The sequence below is a fragment of the Parahaemophilus parainfluenzae genome, from assembly GCF_001053575.1.
In the GTDB taxonomy this organism is placed as follows: domain Bacteria; phylum Pseudomonadota; class Gammaproteobacteria; order Enterobacterales; family Pasteurellaceae; genus Haemophilus_D; species Haemophilus_D parainfluenzae_S.
This window is the reverse complement of sequence record NZ_JVSL01000011.1, coordinates 108,601-130,947: the sequence shown is the minus strand read 5'-3', so window position 1 is coordinate 130,947 and position 22,347 is coordinate 108,601. Positions and strand designations below refer to the sequence as shown.

Here is a 22,347-nt window from a genome sequence, read left to right as displayed (position 1 = left end):
AGCCAAATTTTTTATTGAGGCAGAAAATGGGAACCTTACACAATCAAGAACTTGTTGCGACAATTTTAGAAGATAACGTGGCAAGTGAATTAACAACTATTCAAGATTTTTTACGCTGGACATACAGCACATTCAACCGTTCTGATATTTACTACGGGCAAGGCCATGACAATGCGTGGGATGAAAGTCTTCAATTAGTCCTTGCGGGGCTTCAATTACCGCTCGATTTACCGCAAGATTTATTTGGTAGCAAACTTACTCATTCAGAAAAAGAAACTTTAGTACAATTAGTCTTAAGCCGAATTGAACAACGTGTGCCTGTCGCTTATTTAACGAATAGTGCGTGGTTCTGCGGATTAGAATTCTATGTAGATGAGCGCACAATTATTCCTCGCTCGCCAATTAGTGCATTAATCCAAGATAAATTTGCTCCGCTTTTAAAATCTGAACCAAAACGCATTTTGGATCTTTGTACCGGCAGTGGTTGTATCGCAATCGCAACAGCTGAAGCCTTTCCTGAGGCTGAAGTGGATGCGGTCGATCTTTCTGTGGATGCGTTAAATGTGGCAGAAATCAATATTGCGCGTCACCAATTAGAACATCGTGTTTTCCCGATTCAATCAGATTTATTCCAAAATCTCTTTGGTCAACAATATGATTTAATCGTCTCCAATCCGCCTTATGTGGATGAAGAAGACTTGGCGGACATGCCAGAAGAATTCCATTATGAGCCTGAATTAGCCTTAGGTTCAGGTGTTGATGGTTTAGAAATTACAAAACAAATTTTAAAACAAGCACCGGATTATTTAACACAAAATGGCATGCTCGTTTGCGAAGTGGGCAACAGCATGGTAAGTCTCATTGAACAATATCCAGATGTGCCATTTGAATGGGTTGAACTAAAAAATGGCGGTCTAGGTGTATTTGCCATTAGTCGCGAAGATTTAGTGAAATATCACGATTCTTTTTAAACTAAAAGTGCGGTTAAAAATCGTCGTGAATTTTGACCGCACTTAACAAATTACTAGCGCGCGTTCTTAACGCGTGCTTTTCTTTTTTAAATAAAACAATGAATTTGCAAAAACTTTTACTGACTCGTCGTTTCTTTTCTACCCTTGCATTCTTTTCCATGCAAACGGTATTTTTCATCTATTTACAAGGAAAAGGATTAAGCAACAGCGAAATTGCCTTTTCGCTCTCGTTGCTTTTCTTCTGCAACCAAGCATTAGCGATTTTAGCCGGTATCTGGGGCGATCGTTTTGGTCTGGCAAAAATGATGTTACTTGGATGCTTTTTAGATGTGATCGCCTATATTTTCTTTCTCTCTGCTGACAATTACATTCTGCTTTTAATTGCCACTATCTGTTTTGGTTTAGGCAGCTGTTTGTTTGGTACCAATGCAAAAGCCTGCCTACTTGTGCTCGCGGGTGAAGAATACAAAGAGAAAACCCGATTACAGGGAAAATATTTAAAAGTCACTTCCATGTCGTCTATGTTTGCGCCTTTGTTGGTGATTCCATTTATCAAATACAATCACATTGAATGGTTGATTTGGGTCTGCTTTGCAATGGAAGCGATTCTCTTTGCCTTAATGATTAAACCGTTTTATCAAATTCAAACTTTGCAAACCTTAGTGAAATTTCGCTTTGCCCAAATTAAAGAAATCATCACTAAAGAATTTTTATTAGTGCATTTGATGTTGTTTATTCCCCTTTCCATTGCAACATCATTCTTTGTGATCTTCCCTTTCCTGTTTGACAACAAATTAGGCATGCCGGAACACTCCCCCATTGCACTTTTTGTGAATGGGTTGTTGACTGTATCACTACAAAGTTATTTTTCTCGAAAAATTAATTTAACAATTAAACAAACTCTATGGGTGGCACCAATCTTGGCTATTGGTATTATCCTGCCTTGGTTTATTACATTGAAATATATTTCTTTAGTTTCTGCTTATATTTACTTAGTCATTTTCACGGTGATTGAAGTCTATGCTTTAACCGCGATGGCAAATTTATTAGTAAAATTTGATAATGGTACAAACCGAGGTTTTATCTTTGGCTCATCACGATTATTGCTTTCTATCGCAACAGTTATCGTCATGAACTTAGTGCCACATTTGTTTTTATTGTAAAAAAAGAAACGGTCAGAATTCACATTAAATTCTGACCGCACTTTTATATTTTTCTATGCTTATTTCACTTCTAATTCAACATTATCAAACAATTTCTTCACCGCGCTGTTATCACGCAATTTCTCAGCCTTTTCAACCATTGGGCGAGTTAAGTGTGGAGAGAAGAATTCAATAAAGTCATACATATAGTTGCGTAAGAAAGTACTGTGTTTAAACGCAATTTGCGTCATACTCGCACGGAATAAATGCCCTGCATCAATTGCCACTAAATCCTTATCTGCTGGCGTATGCGCCATAGATGCCATAATGCCCACACCTAATCCTAAACGCACATAAGTTTTAATCACGTCTGCATCCGTTGCAGTAAACACAATGTTCGGCAGAATCCCCGCTCGGTTAAAGGCATAATCCAAATCAGACACGCCGGTAAAACCGAAGGTATAAGTGACTAGCGGATATTTCCCCAACTCCTCAACAGTAAGATTTTTCACTTTTGCTAAAGGATGGTCAGGTTTAACAATCACCGAACGATTCCACAAATAGCACGGCAGCTGAATCAAATCATCAAAAAGATACGGCGCTTCTGTTGTAATCGCTAAATCCACTTCACCCGAAATTAACGCATCATGAATTTGCGTCGGTGAACCTTGATGAATATGCAAGCTCACATCCGGATATTGTTTAGAGAAACGCTCCACCACAGCCGGCAACATATAACGTGCTTGCGTATTAGTTGTCGCAATGCGTAACACGCCATGATTCGGACAAGTATATTCATTGGCAACCGATTTAATGCTTTGCGCTTTCACTAGAAGCTCACGAGCAATGGCGACGATTTTTTTACCCGCCGGCGTAATGGATTTAATGTGTTTACCATTACGCTCAAAAATCTCTAAACCTAATTCATCTTCTAACAAGCGAACTTGTTTACTAATACCAGGTTGAGAGGTATAAAGCGCATTCGCGGCTTCAGTCACATTTAAATTTTGGTTTACAATCTCAACAATGTAGCGGAGTTGCTGCATTTTCATCGCGAATACCACCTATTTTTTATAGCGTTTACTTAACTCAGTATAACGTTTTACTGCTTTACGAATTTGACCTGATTTTGGTCGACGACGAGGTTTCGTCACATCTAATTTGGTTTCGGTTTCTGGCGGTAAACCCACTAGTTCACGTAAATAGTTGACGTTTTCCAGATCCATTTCTTCCCAACCACCACGCGGTAAGCCTTTCATCAGCTTAATGTTGCCGTAACGAATACGAATTAGGCGGCTCACTTGAATACCTTGTGACTCCCATAAACGACGCACTTCACGGTTACGACCTTCCATTAAAGTCACGTCATACCATTGGTTAATTCCCACGCCACCGGCAAATTTGATTTCTTTGAAATTAGCTGGACCATCTTCCAACTGAACGCCTTTACGTAAACGTGCTAACATAGCATCATCCACTTGGCCAAATACGCGCACAGAATATTCACGCTCAACTTCACGGCTTGGGTGCATTAAACGATTCGCTAATTCTCCATCTGTTGTGAAAAGCAATAAGCCTGAAGTATTAATATCTAAACGGCCTACGGCAATCCATCTTGCGCCATTTAAGCGTGGTAAACGATCGAATACGGTTGGACGACCTCCAGGATCACTACGGGTACAAAGTTCGCCTTCAGGTTTGTAATACATTAATACACGGCATACTTCTTTTTGTGCTTGTTGAAGATTGATGATACGACCATCAATACGCACTTTTCCACCAGAATGTACATCGATACGATCACCAAGGGTTGCCATTTTGCCATCAACACTCACACGGTTCTCAGCAATCATCGCTTCAATTTCACGACGAGAGCCTTGTCCTGCACGCGCAAGCACTTTCTGTAATTTTTCACCTTCTACGGTAGATTGATGAGTAGATTTAGCTACTTTGGCTTTTGGAGTTGATTTGATGTCAGAATTGACCGCACTTTTACGATCTTTACGCTCAAAGTGCGGTTGTTTTCCCGATTGTTTTTCACGTTCTTGTCTGACTGGTTTTTGAATAGATTTCATCTGTTTTCCTTTGTCGCTTTCCCAAGCGTCTAAAATAAGTTAAATGAAAGGATCGGTACTACCACTTCCTTTACGTAAAATTACCGGCGATTCTTCCGTTAAATCCACCACCGTTGTTGGCTCTTGACCTAAATAACCACCATGAATAATTAAATCCACTTGACGTTCTAAGCATTCGCGAATCTCTTCGGGATCGGAATAAGTCATATGTTCATTATCTGGCAACATCAATGAGCAAGATAAAATTGGTTCACCTAATGCCTTTAATAAATCTAAGGCGATTTGATTATCAGGTACACGCAAACCAATCGTTTTGCGTTTTGACGTCATTAATCGGCGTGGAAGTTCTTTCGTCGCCGTCAAAATAAAGGTATAACGCCCTGGTGTATTGTTTTTAATTAAGCGATAAGCCACGTTACTTACTGTTGCATAGGTTGAAAGCTCGGATAAATCGCTACATACCAACGTAAAATTATGCCCTTCTGGCAATTTACGAATCGCCACAATGCGATCCATCGCATGTTTATCACCGATCATACAACCTAAGGCATAGCCTGAATCTGTCGGGTACACAATGACGCCACCTTGACGCAAAATTTCTACCGCTTGATTAATCAAACGCGCTTGCGGATTTTCAGGGTGGATATAGAAAAATTGGCTCATAATTTTGTCCTTAAAAAACTGATGAGATTATACACCGATTTAGATGCAGGTTATAAGAATTTGTTATAAAAAACGACCGCACTTTGAAACTAATATAAAGTGCGGTCCATTTTTTAGGTATTTTATTTCAATAATTCACGGAGAGCTGAACCGATTTCAGCAAGACTTCTCACTGTCTTCACACCCGCTGCTTTAAGTGCAGCAATTTTATCTTCCGCTGTTCCTTTTCCACCGCTGATAATCGCTCCCGCATGTCCCATGCGCTTGCCTTTTGGTGCGGTCACACCTGCGATATAAGCCACCACAGGTTTTGTCACATGAGATTTAATAAACGCTGCCGCCTCTTCTTCTGCAGAGCCACCAATTTCACCAATCATCACGATAGCTTCAGTTTCAGGATCTTCTTGGAAACGTTTTAGAATATCAATGAAGTTAGATCCTGGAATAGGATCGCCACCGATCCCGACACAAGTGGATTGACCGAAACCTTCATCTGTCGTTTGTTTTACCGCTTCATAAGTCAAGGTGCCTGAACGAGAAACAATGCCTACTCTGCCTTTTTTATGGATATTGCCCGGCATAATACCAATCTTACATTCATCCGGTGTAATCACACCTGGACAATTTGGGCCGATCATCACAACACCCGTTTCATTTAATTTTTGTTTTACCAACAACATGTCCAATGTTGGAATGCCTTCTGTAATACAGACTACCAACTGAATACCTGCATCAATGGCTTCTAAAATAGCATCTTTACAAAATGGTGCGGGCACATAAATCATGGTTGCCGTAGCCTCTGTAGCTTGCACTGCTTCACGCACTGTATTAAATACCGGCAAACCTAAATGCGTTGTTCCGCCTTTATTTGGTGAAACGCCCCCCACTAACTTGGTGCCATAAGCCAATGCCTGTTCACTGTGAAATGTCCCTTGCGCACCAGTGAAACCTTGGCAAATTACTTTTGTCTCTTTATTAATTAAAATCGCCATGATTATTCTCCTTTTGCCGCTTTCACTGCCGCTTGTGCTGCTTCTTGTAAACTATGTGCCGCAATTAAATTCACACCACTTTCGGCTAAAATTGCTCTGCCTTGTGGAGCATTGGTTCCTTCTAATCGAACCACAACAGGCACTTTCACACCGACTTCTTGAATCGCCGCCACAACACCTTCAGCAATAAGATCACAGCGTACGATTCCACCAAAAATATTCACTAAAACAGATTTCACATTTTTATCTGTGAGAATAATTTTGAAGGCTTCAGCAACACGCTCTTTCGTTGCACCGCCGCCAACATCAAGGAAGTTTGCAGGGTTGCCACCATATAATTTCACGATATCCATGGTTCCCATAGCAAGCCCGGCGCCATTGACCATACAGCCGATATCCCCTTCCAAGGCGACATAGTTAAGCTGATATTTTTCTGCTTCGGCTTCACGTGCATCACTTTGACTTAAATCGCGTAAAGCTAATAAATCAGGATGTCGATAAAGTGAGTTATCATCAATGCCCACTTTCGCATCTACGCAAATTAAATTGCCTTCTTTTGTCACCACGAGCGGATTGACTTCAACTAGAGAAAAATCTTTTTCGATAAAAAGCTGAGCAAGTTTTACAAAAATCTCGGCAAATTGTTTATTTTGTTCACCACTTAAACCGAGCTTAAAAGCCAATTCACGACCTTGATATGGCATTCCACCCACGAGAGGATCAATTGTCACTTTATGAATTAATTCTGGCGTTTCTCTTGCCACATCCTCAATGCTCATCCCTCCCGCTGAAGAAGCCATAAAAACCACTTTCTGCGAAGCACGATCAATCACTGCACCAAGATAAAGTTCTTTAGCTATCTGACAAGTTTCTTCGATATAGATACTATTAACAGGTTGGCCTTTTTTATCAGTTTGGAAGGTCACTAAATGTTGGCCAAGCCATTTATCCGCAAAAGCACGCGCTTCCTCTGCATTATGCACAAGCTTCACACCACCGGCTTTTCCACGTCCACCAGCGTGAACTTGACATTTCGCTATCCAAACATCGCCATTCAGTTGAAAGAGTGCCATCTCAGCTTCATTTGCCGTTTGGCACACGACACCTTCACTCACAGGTAGCGCATATTGCTTAAAAAGCTGTTTAGCTTGGTACTCATGTAAATTCATATTTCCTTCCTATTTTTGATGTTGTTTAGCGAAACAAACAAAAATTTGACCGCACTTTGTTTTATTTTAAATTCTTGGCTTGCCCTTTCTATATTGAGTTATATACTGGGACAGAATAACCACAACTCATGTTAAGGATAACAACATGCAAACGAAAAAATCAAGCAATCTTGCGATTGCACTCATTTGGTTTACTGCTGCTATTTCAATGGCAGAAATTCTCACTGGTACTTGGTTTGCACCACTTGGATGGAAACAAGGTTTAATCGCCATCATCGTTGGGCACTTTATTGGTGGCTCAATGTTCTTCTGCGCAGGTTACATCGGTGCTAAAACCCAAAAAAGTGCCATGCAAACGGTACAAATCTCATTTGGTGAAAAAGGCTCTGCACTTTTCTCGTTACTTAATGCCATGCAATTAATGGGATGGACTGCTGTCATGATTTATATGGGGGCTGAGGTCATATCCATCTTGAATCAAACACCCGATGCTTCACTCTTCCCATTTCTTACACTTGGCTTAGGCATACTCATCATACTTTGGCTACTACTCGGCTTCACTAAATTAGGTATCTTCAAAAGCATTTCACTTGTTACCATGTTTTTACTGATGTTGTGGCTTAGTATTCAAGTCGCGAATAAACCATTCATTGCCATGGATGTAGCACAAAATATTAAATTCGGTACTGCTGTTGAAATTGCTGCCGTCATGCCGCTTTCTTGGTTACCGGTAGTATCTGACCACACGAAGAACAGCGAAACACCATTTAAAACGACCGCACTTTCAACGCTGACTTATACCGCAACCAGCTGCTGGATGTATGCGCTCGGCTTAGGTGCAGCATTAGTGACCGGTAAATCTGAAATCTCACAAATTCTTTCCCTTGCGGGTGTCAGCGTTATCGGCGTATTAATTGTCATCGCCTCTACCATGATTAACACTGCACTTCCCGCCTATTCCACCGGTATGAGTTTAAATAATATTTTCCCTCAATTAAAAGTCACGCCAATCTCCGTGCTTACCGTGATTGTGGGCATTATATTAGCCTCAACCTTGCCTGTGACAGAATACGAACATTTCTTGTTCTTTATTGGTTCAGTATTCGCGCCAATGATTGCCGTGCTTATCGCTGATTTCTTTGTGCTTAAACAACATGATGTGAGAAAATCAGTTGATAGTGTTGGACTCGGCGTTTGGTTTGTCGGCTTCGTGCTCTATCGTTTTCTTATGGCCAAAGGTTGGGAAAGCGATTTAGGTCTGACTTTCCCCGTTATCATCATTACCTTTATCTTAGCAATCTTAGTACGCAAAATAGCTAAATAAAGATTGGAGTTTAATGATAGAAAGGCGGGCATTTTTCCCGCCCTTTTATTCACTTCAATATAAAAAAGGCTTTTCCCCTCAAAAGAGAAAAGCCTATGTTCTTAGATTTCTAATAATAAACGTGTTGGATCTTCTAATAAGTCTCTAATCGCCACTAAGAAGCCAACCGATTCGCGACCATCAATTAAACGGTGGTCATAAGATAAGGCCAAATACATCATTGGACGAATCACCACTTGACCATCTACCGCAACTGGGCGTTCTTTGATGGCGTGCATACCTAAAATTGCACTTTGCGGTGGATTGATAATTGGTGTAGACATTAAAGAACCAAACACGCCACCATTAGTAATGGTGAAGTTACCGCCTGTTAAATCTTCAACCGTTAATTTACCATCACGGCCTTTTTCTGCTAATGCCTTAATTTGTTTCTCAATATCCGCCATGCTGAGTTTGTCACAATTGCGTAATACTGGTGTCACTAAACCACGCGGGGTTGAAACGGCAATGCTAATATCAAAATAGTTGTGATACACAATGTCATCACCGTCAATTGAAGCATTCACTTCAGGGTAACGTTTTAACGCTTCAACCACAGCTTTAATATAGAAAGACATAAAGCCTAAACGTACACCATGTTGTTTTTCAAATTTTTCGCCGTATGTTTTGCGTAATTTCATAATCGGCTGCATATCCACTTCATTGAATGTGGTGAGCATTGCAGTGGTATTTTTTGCTTCTAATAAGCGTTCTGCAATACGTTTACGTAAACGGGTCATTGGTACGCGTTTTTCTGAACGAGAGCTATATGCCACGGTACTAATGGTATTCTGCTCTGTCGCCACATCTTGTTTTGCTTTTTGAGCATCACGTTTTGCCACTTCACGCGCAATATCTTCACGGGTAATACGACCACCCACACCTGAGCCTTGAATTTTCTCTGCATCTAAATCGTGTTCAGCTAATAAACGACGAATAGCTGGACCTTGATCTGCTGAATTATTGTGACTATTTTCAATGGCTGCTCTTTGACGATCAGCTGGTGTTGGCTCATTGTCTTTCACTGTTTCAGATGAAATATCGCCAGCCTGTTGAGTAGAAAGTTTACCTAAAAGCTGTTTACTTACTACGGTTGCACCTTCTTCTTGAAGAATTTCAGTCACTACGCCATCGCTTAAGGCTGGTACTTCAAGTACCACTTTATCTGTTTCAATTTCTACTAATACTTCGTCACGTTTTACCGTCTCACCAACTTTTTTATGCCATGTTGCAACAGTTGCATCCGCAACGGATTCCGGTAAATCTGGAACAAGAATTTCAATTGTCATTTTATTTTCCTTTAAATTATTCTTTCTTTAAAAATTACTGAAATTTCGACCGCACTTTTACAGTGTCAGCGCGTCTTCTACCAATTGTTTTTGCTGTTTGGTGTGTAAAGACATATAACCTACCGCTGGTGAAGCAGAGGCAGGACGACCTGCATATTTTAACTTCACATGCTCTGGAAGCGAGCTGTCAAAGTTATGCTTACTACAATACCAAGCGCCTTGGTTTAATGGCTCTTCTTGACACCATACATAATCCGTTACATGAGCATAAGGCTCTAACGCTTTCTTCACATCTTCATGTGGATACGGATAAAGCTGCTCAATACGAATAATCGCCACATCTGTTTGGTTATTCGCACGACGTTGTTCCAAGAGATCGTAATACACTTTACCTGAGCATAGGACGACTCGTTTAACTTGTTTCGGATCGATGTTATCAATTTCACCAATGACTGTTTGGAATGTGCCATTTACTAATTCATCTAAACTTGACACGGCAAGTGGATGACGTAATAAAGATTTTGGTGAAATACCAATTAATGGACGACGCATTTTACGGATCGATTGACGACGTAGCATGTGGTAAACCTGTGCTGGTGTAGATGGGATACACACTTGCATATTCTGTTCTGCACAAAGTTGTAAATAACGTTCTAAACGAGCTGATGAGTGCTCTGGACCTTGGCCTTCATAACCGTGTGGTAATAACATCACCAAGCCACACATTCTGCCCCATTTTTGTTCACCAGAACTGATAAATTGGTCAATCACGATTTGTGCACCGTTTGCGAAGTCACCAAACTGTGCTTCCCAAATGGTTAATGTTTTTGGATCTGTTGTCGCATAACCATATTCAAAAGCCAATACGGCTTCTTCGGATAATACTGAATCCCACACCTCAAAACGACCTTGGTTGGCGTGCAAATGCGTTAATGGCACATAGCCTGTCCCGTCATTTTGATTATGCACAACTGCATGGCGATGGAAGAACGTACCACGTCCTGCATCTTCACCCGATAAACGAACATTAGCACCTTCATCTAATAAGGTTGCGTATGCCATAGTTTCCGCCATACCCCAATCGAACAATTTCTCGCCTTTTGCCATTTCACGGCGATCAGCATAAATTTTTTCTACACGAGGATGTGCACGCAAGGTTTCTGGGTATTCACTGACACGCTCCGCTAAAGTTTGGAAACGTTCTTGTGGGAATTTACTTTCGTAAGGGGATGTCCAGTCATAGTTGAGATATTGCAACCAGTCCATTTGGGCAATATCCATTTCTCGCCATTCTTTCACTACACGATCGCCGTTATCTAAAGCATCACGATAGAGATTCATCATTTCAATGGCTTCTTCTTCGGTAATCACCCCTTCAGCAATTAAACGATCTGCATAGACTTTACGTGGCGTTGGATGTTTTTTAATGATGCTATACATCATTGGTTGAGTAGCTAATGGTTCATCAGCCTCATTATGACCATGACGACGATAAGAAATCAGATCAATGAAGATATCGCGTTTGAATAAATTACGATATTCCACCGCCATTCTCGCCGCAAAAGCAACCGCTTCAGGATCATCACCATTCACATGAATAATCGGTGCCTGAATCATTTTCGCGATATCAGTACAGTATTCTGTTGAACGGGTGTCATTTGGGTTAGAGGTGGTAAAACCAATTTGGTTATTAATCACAATACGGATTGTTCCACCAACGGTATAACCACGTGCATTAGACATATTCAAGGTTTCTTGTACAACACCTTGTCCCGCTACTGCAGAATCCCCATGAACAGTAACCGCTAATACTTGATTACGTTCTGTATCATTCTTTTTGGTTTGACGAGAACGTACCGCACCAATCACTACTGGGCTGACAATTTCTAAGTGCGACGGGTTAAATGCAAGGGTTAAATGCACGCGACGATCATCGACTGCAAAGTCAGAAGAGAAACCTTGGTGGTATTTCACATCACCTGTACGCTCGCTTGAATGTTTACCCGCAAACTCATCGAAAAGATCTTCGGGTTTCTTACCGAGCACATTCACTAACATATTTAAACGGCCACGGTGTGCCATACCAAACATGACATCTTGTACACCTTGTTTGCTTGCATGACGAATAATTTCTTTCATCAATGGAATAAAGGCATCACTTCCCTCTAAAGAGAAACGTTTTGCCCCCGGGAATTTTGCACCGAGATAGCGTTCTAAGCCATCTGCAGCGGTCAATTCACTTAATAAATTAATTTTTTCTTCTTTGGTAAAGAGCGGTTTATTTAATTGGCTTTCTAATTTGCTTTGTAGCCAACTTTTTTGCTCCATATCTTGAACATGCATAAACTCAAGACCAATCGAACCACAATAGGTCTCTTTCAGCATTTCAGCTAAATCACCTAATTTAATGTTATCGCGATGATAGACGTAGTGATTAATATTGAAGGTTTCATTGAGATCCTGTTCGGTAAAACCGTGATAACGGTAATCCAATTCAGGCACGGTGGAGACTTTCCAGCGATAATAATTGATTGGGTCAAGTTTCGCTTCTAAATGGCCGCGGAAGCGATACGCATTGATAAATTGGAGGACTTTGACTAATTTGGCACTGGCTTCTGGATCGATAACCGTCACGGCTTCTGTTGTATTTTCTCGCGCTAAACGACGGAAATAATCACGGACTGGTGAATGTGGTTGCTCTACTGCGGTTGTTTTCGGCAATGCATCAAATGTGGCACGCCAGCTTTGATCGACTGAAGATGGGTCTTCTAAATAACGTTCGTATAATTCCTCAATATACGATTGATTAGAACCACCTAAAGCAGTTGAAGCCAACCATTCATCAAAGGCATTGTAATGCTGCATATCTACCCCTTGTATTACATGATGTTGTCTGCCCATTATACATAGGATAAAAAAAGAAATAATCCTCAAATCACACTTTGTTACAATTTTGTGATCTACTTCAATAAAAAAACCGCACATAAAGTGCGGTCTGTTTTATCTGAGTTTTCTTAGAAACTTAAGAATGGGGTGATTTTTTCAATTGTAGCTTCACCGATACCATCAATATTTGAAAGCTCGGCAGCACTTTTGATTTTGCCCACTTTGTTACGGTAATCAATAATCGCTTGTGCTTTTTTCTCACCGATGCCTGAAAGTTTTTGCAAGGTTTCTGCATCTGCTTTATTGATATTTACTTTAGCAGAAGAAGCCACTTTCTCTTTTGCTGATTCTTTTGTTGAAGTTGCTTTTTCTTTCACTTCTTTTACTTTATCTGCGGCTTTTGTTTTTGCTTCAGATGCTTTTTCTTTCGCATTATCTTTAACTGAATTTAATTTTTCAGTGGCTTTGTCTTTCATGGACGGTTGATTATTCTCAGTCGCTTTTTCTTTTAAAGCAGATGCTTTCTCTTTTACCGCATCTTTTGCAGAAGTTGCTTTATCTTTCACTGCATCTTTCGCGGAAGTTGCTTTTTCTTTAGCTGCATTAACTTTATCTAATGCGCTTGATTTCGTTGAGCTCGCACTATCACTCATTGATTTAAGCTTATCATTTGCCGCATTTTTCACGTCAGCTTTTGTACTTTCAACCATTGATTTTGAATTAGTTACGACTGATTCTTTTGTTGGTAATACAGATGTATTCGTTGCCAATGCAGAACCAGATACGGCTAATGCAAGTGATGTTAATGTTAAAAGTGATTTTAAAGATTTCATAAAAACTCCTGTTTTGTTATTAATAGATTCGACAAGCGAACCTGTATGCTAAGACTTATCTTAAGAAAATTAGTTCAAAACAAAAAAACGCCCCTAATAAGGAGCGTCTTTAAATTTAATGCTGACTAATCATCGCTTGAGAAGATAGAAAGTAATCTTAATAAGCTGATGAATAAGTTGTAAATTGACACATAAATACTCACTGTTGCACGAATGTAGTTTGTTTCGCCACCGTGAATAATATTGCTGGTTTCATAGAGGATTGTCATTGTTGAAAATACCACAAACAATGCACTGATCCCTACCGCTAGTGCTGGAATTTGGAAGAAGAAACTTGCCACAATTCCTAACAATAACACGATAAATAATGAGAAAATCGCGGTAGAAAGGAAAGACATATCTTTCTTCGTTGTTAGCACGTAAGCTGAACAAGCAAAGAAGACGATGGCTGTACCTGCGAATGCAAGCATAATTAAATCTTCCATTCCTCTCGCCACATACATGTTTAAAATTGGCCCGATGGTATAACCCATAAACCCAGTGAACGCGAATGCAGCTAAGATCCCCCACGCACTATTTGCTAAACGGTTTGTCACAAAAAGTAAACCGTAAAAACCTACAAGTAACACGATAAGATTTGGATAAGGCAAGTTTAAGCTCATAGAAATATAAGCAACAACTGCCGAAAATGCCATCGTTAATCCCAATAAGAAATAGGTATTACGTAGCACTTTATGTGTGCTAAGTAGTGATTCTTCCTGTGAATTAACAACAATGCGAGATTGCATAAAAGCTCCTTATTTTATAAAGAATAAAGTTGATGAAATATCAATCCGTAAAGTAAGGGCTATAGGTCAAAAAGTCAATGGTAAATCAAGAATTTGTTTTAATTTTTAAATTTAAGAAGGTAAAAGTGATCTACCCCCAAAACCTGGACATCTAATTTGAGATGCAGATTATGTCCTACTCTTATCAATTTCGTTTGAAAATTATCAAACTCGTCACCGAACAGGATTATGGTATCCGTGAGGTGGCTAAACTTCATCAAATTTCCCATGCGCTCGTCATTTATTGGCTAAAAGCATTTCGGGAAAGAGGGCTTGATGGCGTAAAATCGCCTTATACAAACCTTCAAACACCGAAAGTAGTGAAGCCAAAGATGAAAAAGAAAGGCATTGAAATTCCAAAAACCACAGACTTTTCACCTAAAGCGTTTAAAAAGTTACAACGAGAGCTCGCCTTGGCTCGTGCGGAGATTGCTTACCTAAATTTTTTTGTCGCGGTTATGTTACACGGGGTTAACTGGCAATGTTCAGGGCGATAGTTCAAGTGAGAGACCTTGAGCGTCCATTGCAGCTTGTAGAACGTCAGCAAAGTTGTTGATGCGTAATGATGGAGTTTGGCACAATCGTTTGATTGGCGTGGGTAGTGAGTTTTCCCAGATTTCTCAAGCTATTGGTGCAGCGGAAGCAGCAGAATTAGGCGCGTTGGGATGGCTAAAATCACAAAAATAGTAAAAGCGGCTTAAAAATAAGCCGCTTGTCATCGTTATTTTTCAACAAACACTCGGATTTGTTCAGCTCCTAAATGCCCTGGCACCGTCTTCTTCACATTTAAATCAGCATCTAAAAATAGATTAAACGGATAACCTCGAACATGAACACGATCAATAATTTCACCATTTTCATCTAGCAAGACTTTAATATTTTTATATTCTAGCCCTTTGTACCACTCAATAAAATCAGCAGTGCCTTTTTCGCCTTTGTGATCCGGCGAAACAATGGTAATCACTTCAAAATTGCGATCTTTTTCCGCACTTAAATCATCAATTTCAGCTAATCCTGCCAAACAGATCGGACACCAAGATGCCCACATTTTTACATACACAGGTTTGCCTTTATACTGGCTTAAAGTAACTGGCTGATTGTTTAAATCTTTGAGTTGCACATCCGACAAATTGGTTTGTGCAAAAGTGTTTAGGCTGAATGCCATTAAAAATATTGATAGTAGTTTTTTCATTGCTTTTTCCTTTTATAGATTTCTTTTGTTGAGATTATGCTTTACGAAAAATTATTCGTAATCAATAAAATGCCCATCACGATAATTAAAACACCGCCAACGATTTTAAATTTATCTAAGTGTTTATTTAACCCTTTAGCACGTTTGAGCAAGCTGTCAGAGAAGAACGAAAACAATACAAACGGAGTTGCAAGCCCCAAGACATAAATGAACATCATTGATGCACCATAAAGTGCAGAACCTTCATCGCCTGATAACGCTAACACAGAAGCCAGAATCGGGCCAATACAAGGTGTCCAACCAAGACTAAAGGTTAAACCAAGCACAAATGCCTCAAGTGCGGTCGATTTTCCTGATGTTTTGATTTCAACCAATTTCGTGCGTTCCAACAAACCAATTTTGAAAATGCCAAGTTGATGAATGCCCAAAATAATCACGATAACGCCAGCGATAATGCGGGTGGTGTTACTAAATAAAATATTCCCTAAAAAGCCAAAACTAAAGCCTAAACTGACAAATGTAAGGGAAAGCCCTAAAATAAATAAAAAAGTATTTAGGACTTTTTTACCACCTTTACTCAAAATACCAAAATAAATTGGAATAATCGGGAAAATACAAGGCGACAGAAAAGAAGCAAGCCCCGCTAAAAATACAGTTCCAATAAGGAGTTGTTGATCTAACATCGTGCCTCTCCTTAGTTTTTAATCGATTGAATCAAATATCCGTACCCTGCCTTTTCCATTTCGGCTAACGGAATAAATTTAATTGATGCACTGTTAATGCAATAACGCAAACCACCTTTATCTTTCGGACCATCGTCAAAAACGTGTCCTAGATGGGCGTTGCCCGCACGACTTAACACTTCGGTACGTTGCATATTAAAACTATTATCCGTTTGATAATGCACCACCTCTTTCGCTATTGGTTTCGTAAAACTCGGCCAGCCACAACCCGATTCAAATTTATCATTTGAAGAAAAAACAGGCTCGCCTGTGGTGACATCAACATAAATACCTGGTTGGAAATTATCCCAATATTCATTACTAAAAGAGCGTTCAGTATGTTTATTTTGAGTGACGGAATATTGCAACGGTGTCAATTTCGCTTTGAGTTCTGCATCACTCGGTTTCGGATAATCTTTCTCGTCAATCACGGGTTCATCAGCTTTGGTAATATCAATATGGCAATAACCATTTGGGTTTTTCTTCAAATAATCTTGATGATATTCTTCTGCTACGATGTAATTTTTAAGTGGTTGCACCTCAATTTGCACTGGTTTTTTATATTTGGTTTGAAGCTGGGCGAGTGCTTGTTCGATCACCGCTTTATCTGCCCCATCTTGATAATAAATCCCTGTGCGATATTGTCTACCACGATCGTTACCTTGTTTATTTACGCTGGTTGGATCAATCACTTTAAAATAATATTTAAGCAATTTATCTAACGAAATTTGGTTTGCATCGTAAGTGACTTTTACCGTTTCTGCATGATCGGTTACCCCAATCATCTGATAACTAGTTTTCTCCGTATTACCATTGGCATAGCCAGAAATCGCATCTTTCACGCCGTGAATACGCTCCATATATGCTTCCATACCCCAAAAACAGCCACCAGCAAGATAAATTTCACGAATATTTTGCGTATTTTCCATTGCCATTTTTTGTTCTCCAGATGATGTTGAATTTTGTATTGCTAAAGTTGGTGTAGCACAACAAAGTGCGGTAATAAATAGAAATGTTTTTGATAGTTTCATTGTTTTTCCTTATGATGTGAAAATTAACGTTACATAAGGTTAGACGGCGGATAATCCGATTTCTTACAGATTTTTGTAAAATTTTTAAAGAAATTGACTGAAATTCATTGTTATAACCAATAATAAAGAGCTAAAACACACTATTTCTCCCTCTTTTCTAAGGTAAAAAATCTATATGCAATCATATTCCACTCCTTCGCTTTATCACAAAGCGGTGCAAAGTATGAGCCGCCGAGGAAATTGCTATGATAATGCGGTGATTGAAAGTTTTTTTGCGATACTAAAATCAGAGTGTTTTTACTCTCGGACTTATCATTCAATTGCTGAATTACAGGCTGAAATTGAAGAATATTTAGTGTATTACAACCAAAAACGCATTAAACTTGCTTTCAAAGGATTGAGCCCTGTGCAATACCGAGCTCAATATTTAAGTTAACTAACCTGTCCAACTTTTTGGGGGCAGATCAAAGAGCGGTTAATTTCATCATTAAATTCGACCGTACTTTCTTTTGAAAAGGAATAAGATATGCAACTCCCTACCCTACAATCTGCAAAATTAATTCGCCGCTATAAGCGTTTTTTGACTGATATTGAATTACCAAATGGTGAAGTGGTCACGATTCATTGTGCAAATACTGGTGCAATGACTGGCTGTGGTGAAAAAGGCGATACCGTTTGGTACTCTCATTCTGATAGCCAAACTCGCAAATATCCACACAGTTGGGAATTGACTCAATTAGTAAATGGCCAACTTGTTTGCATTAACACACACAGATCCAACCAGCTAGTCTTTGAAGCCTTGCAAAATAAACAAATCAAAGAACTCGCTATGTATGATGAAATTTATCCTGAAGTGAAATATGGTGAAGAAAATAGCCGTATCGACTTCTTACTTAAAGGTGAGGGTTTGCCAGATTGTTATGTTGAAGTGAAATCAATCACCTTTGTAAAAGGCACATTAGGGATGTTTCCCGATGCGGTGACTACTCGTGGACAAAAACATGTTCGTGAGCTTTTAGCCATGAAAAAACAAGGACATCGCGCCGTTGTTCTCTTTGCTGGATTACATGATGGCTTCGATCGTTTTAAAATCGCTGAGTTTGTGGATCCTGAATATGATCGCCTTTTAAAAGACGCAAAATCTCAGGGCGTTGAAGCTTATGCTTATGCGGGAAAATTTGACATTTCAGATGGCATTCCGACCGCACTTTCTCTCACAGAAAGTGTACCTTACATCGATTAAAAAAATAATTGAGAATTATTTGCATTTTGTTATTGACAAGACATTTGATAATAGTTATCATTTAACCATTCCAAAAACAAACAGATAATCACTCCAACTTCACGCCTATTTCCCCACAAATAGGCGTTTTTTTTCATCTCAATCTTTTCATTTCAGCCATATTCTCTATAATGTAGCCTTTAATATTGAAATAACATTAGGAAATAGAATGACTGATATTAATACCGTTCTCGCAGAACTAAAACGCGGTACTGATGAGATTCTTTCTGAAGCGGATTTAATCGAAAAACTGAAAGAAAATCGCCCACTTAAAATTAAACTTGGTGCAGACCCTACTGCTCCAGATATTCACTTGGGGCATACCGTGGTATTAAACAAACTTCGTCAATTCCAACAATTAGGCCACGAAGTCTATTTCTTAATCGGTGATTTCACGGGTATGGTCGGTGACCCATCTGGTAAAAACACCACTCGCCCACCGCTTAGCCGCGAAGATGTGCTTCGCAATGCGGAAACCTATAAAGAACAGATTTACAAAATTCTAGACCCACAAAAAACAAAAATCGTATTCAACTCTGAATGGTTGGGTAAATTGGGTACTGAAGGGATGATCCGTTTAGCAAGCAACTACACCGTAGCACGTATGCTAGAACGTGATGACTTCAAAAAACGTTTTGGTAACAACCAACCTATCGCAATTCACGAATTTATTTATCCTTTATTACAAGGTTATGACTCTGTTGCATTAGAAGCAGACGTGGAACTTGGTGGTACCGACCAAAAATTTAACTTACTTGTTGGTCGTGAGTTACAAAAATCAGCCGGTCAGAAACCACAGGTAGCGATTACGCTTCCATTACTTGTTGGTTTAGACGGTGAGAAGAAAATGTCTAAATCATTAGGCAACTATATCGGCGTGACAGATGCACCAAGCGATATGTTCGGTAAAATCATGTCGATCTCGGATGAATTAATGTGGGATTGGTATAACTTACTTTCTTTCCGTCCACTCACTGAAATTGCTGAATTAAAAGCAGAAGTGGCAAATGGTAAAAACCCACGTGATGTGAAAATTTTATTAGCCAAAGAAATCATCGCACGTTTCCATGATGAAGCAGCTGCAGAGGCGGCTGAGCAAGAATTTATTAATCGCTTCCAAAAAGGTGCAATGCCGGATGAAATGCCTGAATTCACCTTTGAAGGCGAAATTGGTTTAGCAACCTTATTAAAAGAAGCAGGATTGGTTCCTTCTACTTCTGAAGCAATTCGCTCAGCAAAACAAGGTGGTGTGAAAATTAACGGTGAAAAAGTCGAAGACATGAAAGCCAACGCGCCAAAAGGCACGAATATTTACCAAGTCGGTAAGCGTAAATTCGCACGCGTAACCATCGCATAAAACACATATGGAAATGACCGCTCTTTTTAAGTGCGGTTATTTTTTAACTCATATCCACAATAGAAGGAAAATTAAATGAGCCAAAAAATCTGGGTAACCGGTGATGCGGTTGTCGATCTTATTCCTGACGGTGAAAATCATTATTTACGCTGTGCCGGTGGAGCCCCTGCAAATGTGGCAGTTGGCGTCGCACGTTTAAGCAGCCCGAGTGCTTTTATTGGTCGTGTAGGTAATGATCCGCTTGGCCAATTTATGCAAGATACCTTAAATGCGGAAAATGTGAATACACAACATATGATTTTAGATCCGCAACATCGTACCTCTACGGTTGTGGTTGGTTTAGATAATGGCGAACGCAGCTTTACCTTTATGGTAAACCCAAGTGCGGACCAGTTCTTACAAGCCAGCGATTTACCGCCTTTCCAACAAGGTGAATGGCTACATTGCTGCTCTATTGCGCTGATTAATAATCCATCTCGCGAAGCAACTTTCGAAGCCATTCGTCGTATTAAAGCCGCTGGCGGTTTCTTCTCTTTCGATCCAAATCTACGTGAGTCACTTTGGTCAAGCTTAGAAGAAATGAAAACCGTGGTAATGGAAGCGGTTGCATTAGCTGACGTATTGAAATTCTCTGAAGAAGAATTAACGCTTTTGACTAATACTGACAGCCTTGAAAAAGCCTTTGAAAAAGTGACCGCACTTTATCCTGAAAAATTGATTATCGTTACTTTAGGTAAAGATGGTGCACTCTATCACTTAGAAGGTAAGAAAGATGTGATTTCTGGAAAAACCTTACAACCTGTTGATACAACGGGTGCTGGCGATGCTTTCGTTGGTGGCCTACTTGCTGGACTTTCACAGCATCCAAACTGGAAAGAAAATGATGTATTAGTGCAAATCATCCGTCAGGCTAATGCCTGCGGCGCTCTTGCAACAACGGCAAAAGGGGCGATGTCTGCATTACCAAATCAAACACAATTAGCAGCGTTCCTAGCCAATTAAGAATCAAAGGTGCAAATTATTGCACCTTTTACTTACCAATCACATTAACGAGGCACGATCACGATGATTATTTTCAATAATGGCAAATATAAAAGTATTCTAGCCGCAGAAAAAGGCGAGCTCGCAGAAATTGCTGAAACCGTGCAAAAAGACAAAGATTTTCGACCGCACTTTCATATTGCCCCACCAACTGGCTTAATGAACGATCCTAATGGTTTAATCTTTGATGGAGAGAAATACCATCTGTTCTATCAATGGTTTCCATTCGATGCGATCCACGGAATGAAACATTGGAAGCATTTAATCACAAAAGATTTCCAACATTATCAATCAGCAGATGATCTGATTCCTTGCGAGCTTTTTGAATCCCACGGATGCTATTCTGGTGGTGCTTTAAAAGTTGGTGATAAATTAGCCATGTTCTATACTGGCAATACCCGTCGTCCAAGCGATAATCAACGCGTGCCTTATCAAAATTTAGCGATTTTCGATCTTAATGGGAAATTACTCAGCAAACGTCCGTTAATTGAAAATGCGCCTGAAGGCTATACAGAGCATGTTCGCGATCCTAAACCGTATTTTACTGAAGAAGGTAAAATCCGTTTTATCTGCGGCGCACAGCGAGAAAATCTCACGGGAACTGCCATTATTTTTGAAATGGACAATCTTGAAGATACACCTCGTTTATTAGGCGAGCTTTCTTTGCCTGATTTTGACAATAAAAACGTATTTATGTGGGAATGCCCTGACCTATTAAAGCTCGGCGATAAAGATGTTTTTATTTGGTCGCCACAAGGTAAAGATCGAGAAGCACATCAATTCCAAAATAATTATCATGCGACTTATGCTGTGGGTAAATTAACGGATTTAACCTTTGAAGCAGAATATATTAGTGAGTTGGATCAAGGCTTTGATTTCTATGCACCACAAACGTTTGGTGGCTTATCTACTAAAACTCATGCGGTACTTTTCGGTTGGATTGGTTTGCCTGATTTAACTTACCCAACAGACAAATTTAAATGGCATTCGGCTTTAACCTTGCCAAGAGAATTGCGTTTAGAAGGCTCGAAGATTTATCAACGCCCGATTGCTAAAATATATCAAAATCTGACCGCACTTTCATCACTTCAACTTGATGAGAAAGCGGATATTGTCAATTTAGATCGTGCCTATGTCAAATTTGAGGTAAATAACCAAGCCTTTGACTTAACCTTTTTCCAAAATGAAAAAGGACAATCATTACGACTTTCTTATGAAAATGGCTTGGTTTGCTTAGATCGCAGTCAAAGCGAACAAACGGAATTAATGAAGAAATTCGATACCAAACGCTTCTGCGAAGTTGAAAATCTACAAACTGTCGAAATTTTCTTCGATCGTTCAATTATTGAAATTTTCTTTAATCAGGGTGAAAAAGCGATGACATCAAGATTTTTCATTGAGAACAGAGAAAATACAGTAGCCAGCAATCATCCGTTAGATTTAATGATCGGTTATTTACCAGCTATTCAATATGACAAATAATCAACTCAAGTGCGGTTAAAATTAACCGCA

The 22,347-nt window shown here is 39.6% G+C and carries 21 protein-coding genes and 1 pseudogene; 10 read left to right on the top strand and 12 right to left on the bottom strand.

Going from position 1 to position 22,347, the window contains the following annotated elements:
• Nucleotides 1–26: 26 nt before the first annotated feature.
• Together prmB and AC979_RS01270 are read left to right on the top strand one after the other, a co-directional pair.
• Complete coding sequence (gene prmB / locus AC979_RS01275) at nt 27–971, top strand: 50S ribosomal protein L3 N(5)-glutamine methyltransferase (RefSeq protein WP_049372543.1); 945 nt, start codon at nt 27–29, stop codon at nt 969–971.
• A gap of 98 nt (nt 972–1,069) precedes the next feature.
• Nucleotides 1,070–2,134, top strand: a complete 1,065-nt coding sequence (locus AC979_RS01270; RefSeq protein ID WP_049372542.1) for an MFS transporter — start codon at nt 1,070–1,072, stop codon at nt 2,132–2,134.
• A 59-nt stretch (nt 2,135–2,193) separates the two neighbouring features.
• Here the strand turns inward: AC979_RS01270 and cysB are convergent, their stop codons facing one another.
• The 5 genes from cysB to sucC all read right to left on the bottom strand — a co-directional run bounded on the left by cysB (nt 2,194) and on the right by sucC (nt 7,012).
• Complete coding sequence (gene cysB / locus AC979_RS01265; RefSeq protein ID WP_049366941.1) at nt 2,194–3,165, bottom strand: HTH-type transcriptional regulator CysB; 972 nt, start codon at nt 3,163–3,165, stop codon at nt 2,194–2,196.
• Between the two features lie 12 nt (nt 3,166–3,177).
• On the bottom strand, nt 3,178–4,188 hold the full coding sequence (gene rluB / locus AC979_RS01260; RefSeq protein ID WP_080971281.1) for a 23S rRNA pseudouridine(2605) synthase RluB: 1,011 nt from the start codon (nt 4,186–4,188) through the stop codon (nt 3,178–3,180).
• A 39-nt stretch (nt 4,189–4,227) separates the two neighbouring features.
• Nucleotides 4,228–4,851 carry an L-threonylcarbamoyladenylate synthase gene (locus tag AC979_RS01255; RefSeq protein ID WP_049372541.1) on the bottom strand — a complete coding sequence of 208 codons (624 nt, stop codon included), beginning with the start codon at nt 4,849–4,851 and terminating at the stop codon, nt 4,228–4,230.
• Nucleotides 4,852–4,973: 122 nt separating this feature from the next.
• Nucleotides 4,974–5,843 carry a succinate--CoA ligase subunit alpha gene (gene sucD / locus AC979_RS01250; protein WP_049372540.1) on the bottom strand — a complete coding sequence of 290 codons (870 nt, stop codon included), beginning with the start codon at nt 5,841–5,843 and terminating at the stop codon, nt 4,974–4,976.
• A 2-nt stretch (nt 5,844–5,845) separates the two neighbouring features.
• Nucleotides 5,846–7,012, bottom strand: a complete 1,167-nt coding sequence (sucC, locus tag AC979_RS01245) for an ADP-forming succinate--CoA ligase subunit beta (protein ID WP_049372539.1) — start codon at nt 7,010–7,012, stop codon at nt 5,846–5,848.
• A gap of 145 nt (nt 7,013–7,157) precedes the next feature.
• Here sucC and cytX point away from each other — a divergent pair, with 145 nt between their 5' ends.
• Nucleotides 7,158–8,336, top strand: a complete 1,179-nt coding sequence (gene cytX / locus AC979_RS01240; RefSeq protein ID WP_049372538.1) for a putative hydroxymethylpyrimidine transporter CytX — start codon at nt 7,158–7,160, stop codon at nt 8,334–8,336.
• 101 nt (nt 8,337–8,437) lie between these two features.
• Here cytX and odhB read toward each other — a convergent pair whose 3' ends face one another.
• From odhB to AC979_RS01220, 4 genes are all read right to left on the bottom strand, one after another.
• Nucleotides 8,438–9,664, bottom strand: coding sequence for a 2-oxoglutarate dehydrogenase complex dihydrolipoyllysine-residue succinyltransferase (gene odhB, locus AC979_RS01235; RefSeq protein WP_049372537.1), 1,227 nt, complete (start codon nt 9,662–9,664; stop codon nt 8,438–8,440).
• Nucleotides 9,665–9,721: 57 nt separating this feature from the next.
• A complete protein-coding gene (sucA, locus tag AC979_RS01230) occupies nt 9,722–12,529 on the bottom strand; it encodes a 2-oxoglutarate dehydrogenase E1 component (RefSeq protein ID WP_049372536.1) in 2,808 nt (935 codons plus the stop codon).
• Between the two features lie 149 nt (nt 12,530–12,678).
• A complete protein-coding gene (locus AC979_RS01225) occupies nt 12,679–13,383 on the bottom strand; it encodes a ComEA family DNA-binding protein (RefSeq protein WP_049372535.1) in 705 nt (234 codons plus the stop codon).
• 125 nt (nt 13,384–13,508) lie between these two features.
• Nucleotides 13,509–14,171, bottom strand: coding sequence for a Bax inhibitor-1/YccA family protein (locus tag AC979_RS01220; RefSeq protein ID WP_005699490.1), 663 nt, complete (start codon nt 14,169–14,171; stop codon nt 13,509–13,511).
• A gap of 170 nt (nt 14,172–14,341) precedes the next feature.
• Between AC979_RS01220 and AC979_RS01215 the strand changes: the two genes are divergently transcribed.
• Together AC979_RS01215 and AC979_RS10595 are read left to right on the top strand one after the other, a co-directional pair.
• Nucleotides 14,342–14,707 (top strand): transposase, encoded by a 366-nt coding sequence (locus tag AC979_RS01215; protein WP_049372534.1) that lies wholly within the window; start codon nt 14,342–14,344, stop codon nt 14,705–14,707.
• A gap of 58 nt (nt 14,708–14,765) precedes the next feature.
• A complete protein-coding gene (locus AC979_RS10595) occupies nt 14,766–14,897 on the top strand; it encodes a hypothetical protein (RefSeq protein ID WP_264462701.1) in 132 nt (43 codons plus the stop codon).
• A 34-nt stretch (nt 14,898–14,931) separates the two neighbouring features.
• On the opposite strand, the gene AC979_RS01210 is transcribed toward AC979_RS10595, so the two are convergent.
• From AC979_RS01210 to msrAB, 3 genes are read right to left on the bottom strand one after another with little or no spacing between them, the layout of a single operon-like run.
• A complete protein-coding gene (locus tag AC979_RS01210; RefSeq protein WP_049372533.1) occupies nt 14,932–15,402 on the bottom strand; it encodes a redoxin family protein in 471 nt (156 codons plus the stop codon).
• A 41-nt stretch (nt 15,403–15,443) separates the two neighbouring features.
• A complete protein-coding gene (locus AC979_RS01205) occupies nt 15,444–16,085 on the bottom strand; it encodes a cytochrome c biogenesis protein CcdA (RefSeq protein WP_049362973.1) in 642 nt (213 codons plus the stop codon).
• An 11-nt stretch (nt 16,086–16,096) separates the two neighbouring features.
• Nucleotides 16,097–17,155, bottom strand: a complete 1,059-nt coding sequence (gene msrAB, locus AC979_RS01200) for a bifunctional peptide-methionine (S)-S-oxide reductase MsrA/peptide-methionine (R)-S-oxide reductase MsrB (RefSeq protein ID WP_049372532.1) — start codon at nt 17,153–17,155, stop codon at nt 16,097–16,099.
• Nucleotides 17,156–17,372: 217 nt separating this feature from the next.
• On the opposite strand from msrAB, the pseudogene AC979_RS01195 reads away from it, so the two are divergent.
• The 5 genes and pseudogenes from AC979_RS01195 to AC979_RS01175 all read left to right on the top strand — a co-directional run.
• Nucleotides 17,373–17,591: pseudogene (locus AC979_RS01195) on the top strand (IS3 family transposase); the annotation flags it as partial.
• A gap of 90 nt (nt 17,592–17,681) precedes the next feature.
• Nucleotides 17,682–18,398, top strand: coding sequence for a DNA/RNA nuclease SfsA (sfsA, locus tag AC979_RS01190; RefSeq protein WP_049372531.1), 717 nt, complete (start codon nt 17,682–17,684; stop codon nt 18,396–18,398).
• A gap of 208 nt (nt 18,399–18,606) precedes the next feature.
• Nucleotides 18,607–19,794: a tyrosine--tRNA ligase gene (gene tyrS / locus AC979_RS01185; protein ID WP_049372530.1), complete on the top strand. Its 1,188-nt coding sequence runs from the start codon at nt 18,607–18,609 to the stop codon at nt 19,792–19,794.
• A 75-nt stretch (nt 19,795–19,869) separates the two neighbouring features.
• Nucleotides 19,870–20,796, top strand: coding sequence for an aminoimidazole riboside kinase (locus AC979_RS01180; RefSeq protein ID WP_049372529.1), 927 nt, complete (start codon nt 19,870–19,872; stop codon nt 20,794–20,796).
• Between the two features lie 63 nt (nt 20,797–20,859).
• Nucleotides 20,860–22,317, top strand: a complete 1,458-nt coding sequence (locus AC979_RS01175) for a glycoside hydrolase family 32 protein (RefSeq protein WP_049372528.1) — start codon at nt 20,860–20,862, stop codon at nt 22,315–22,317.
• Nucleotides 22,318–22,347 lie beyond the last annotated feature (30 nt).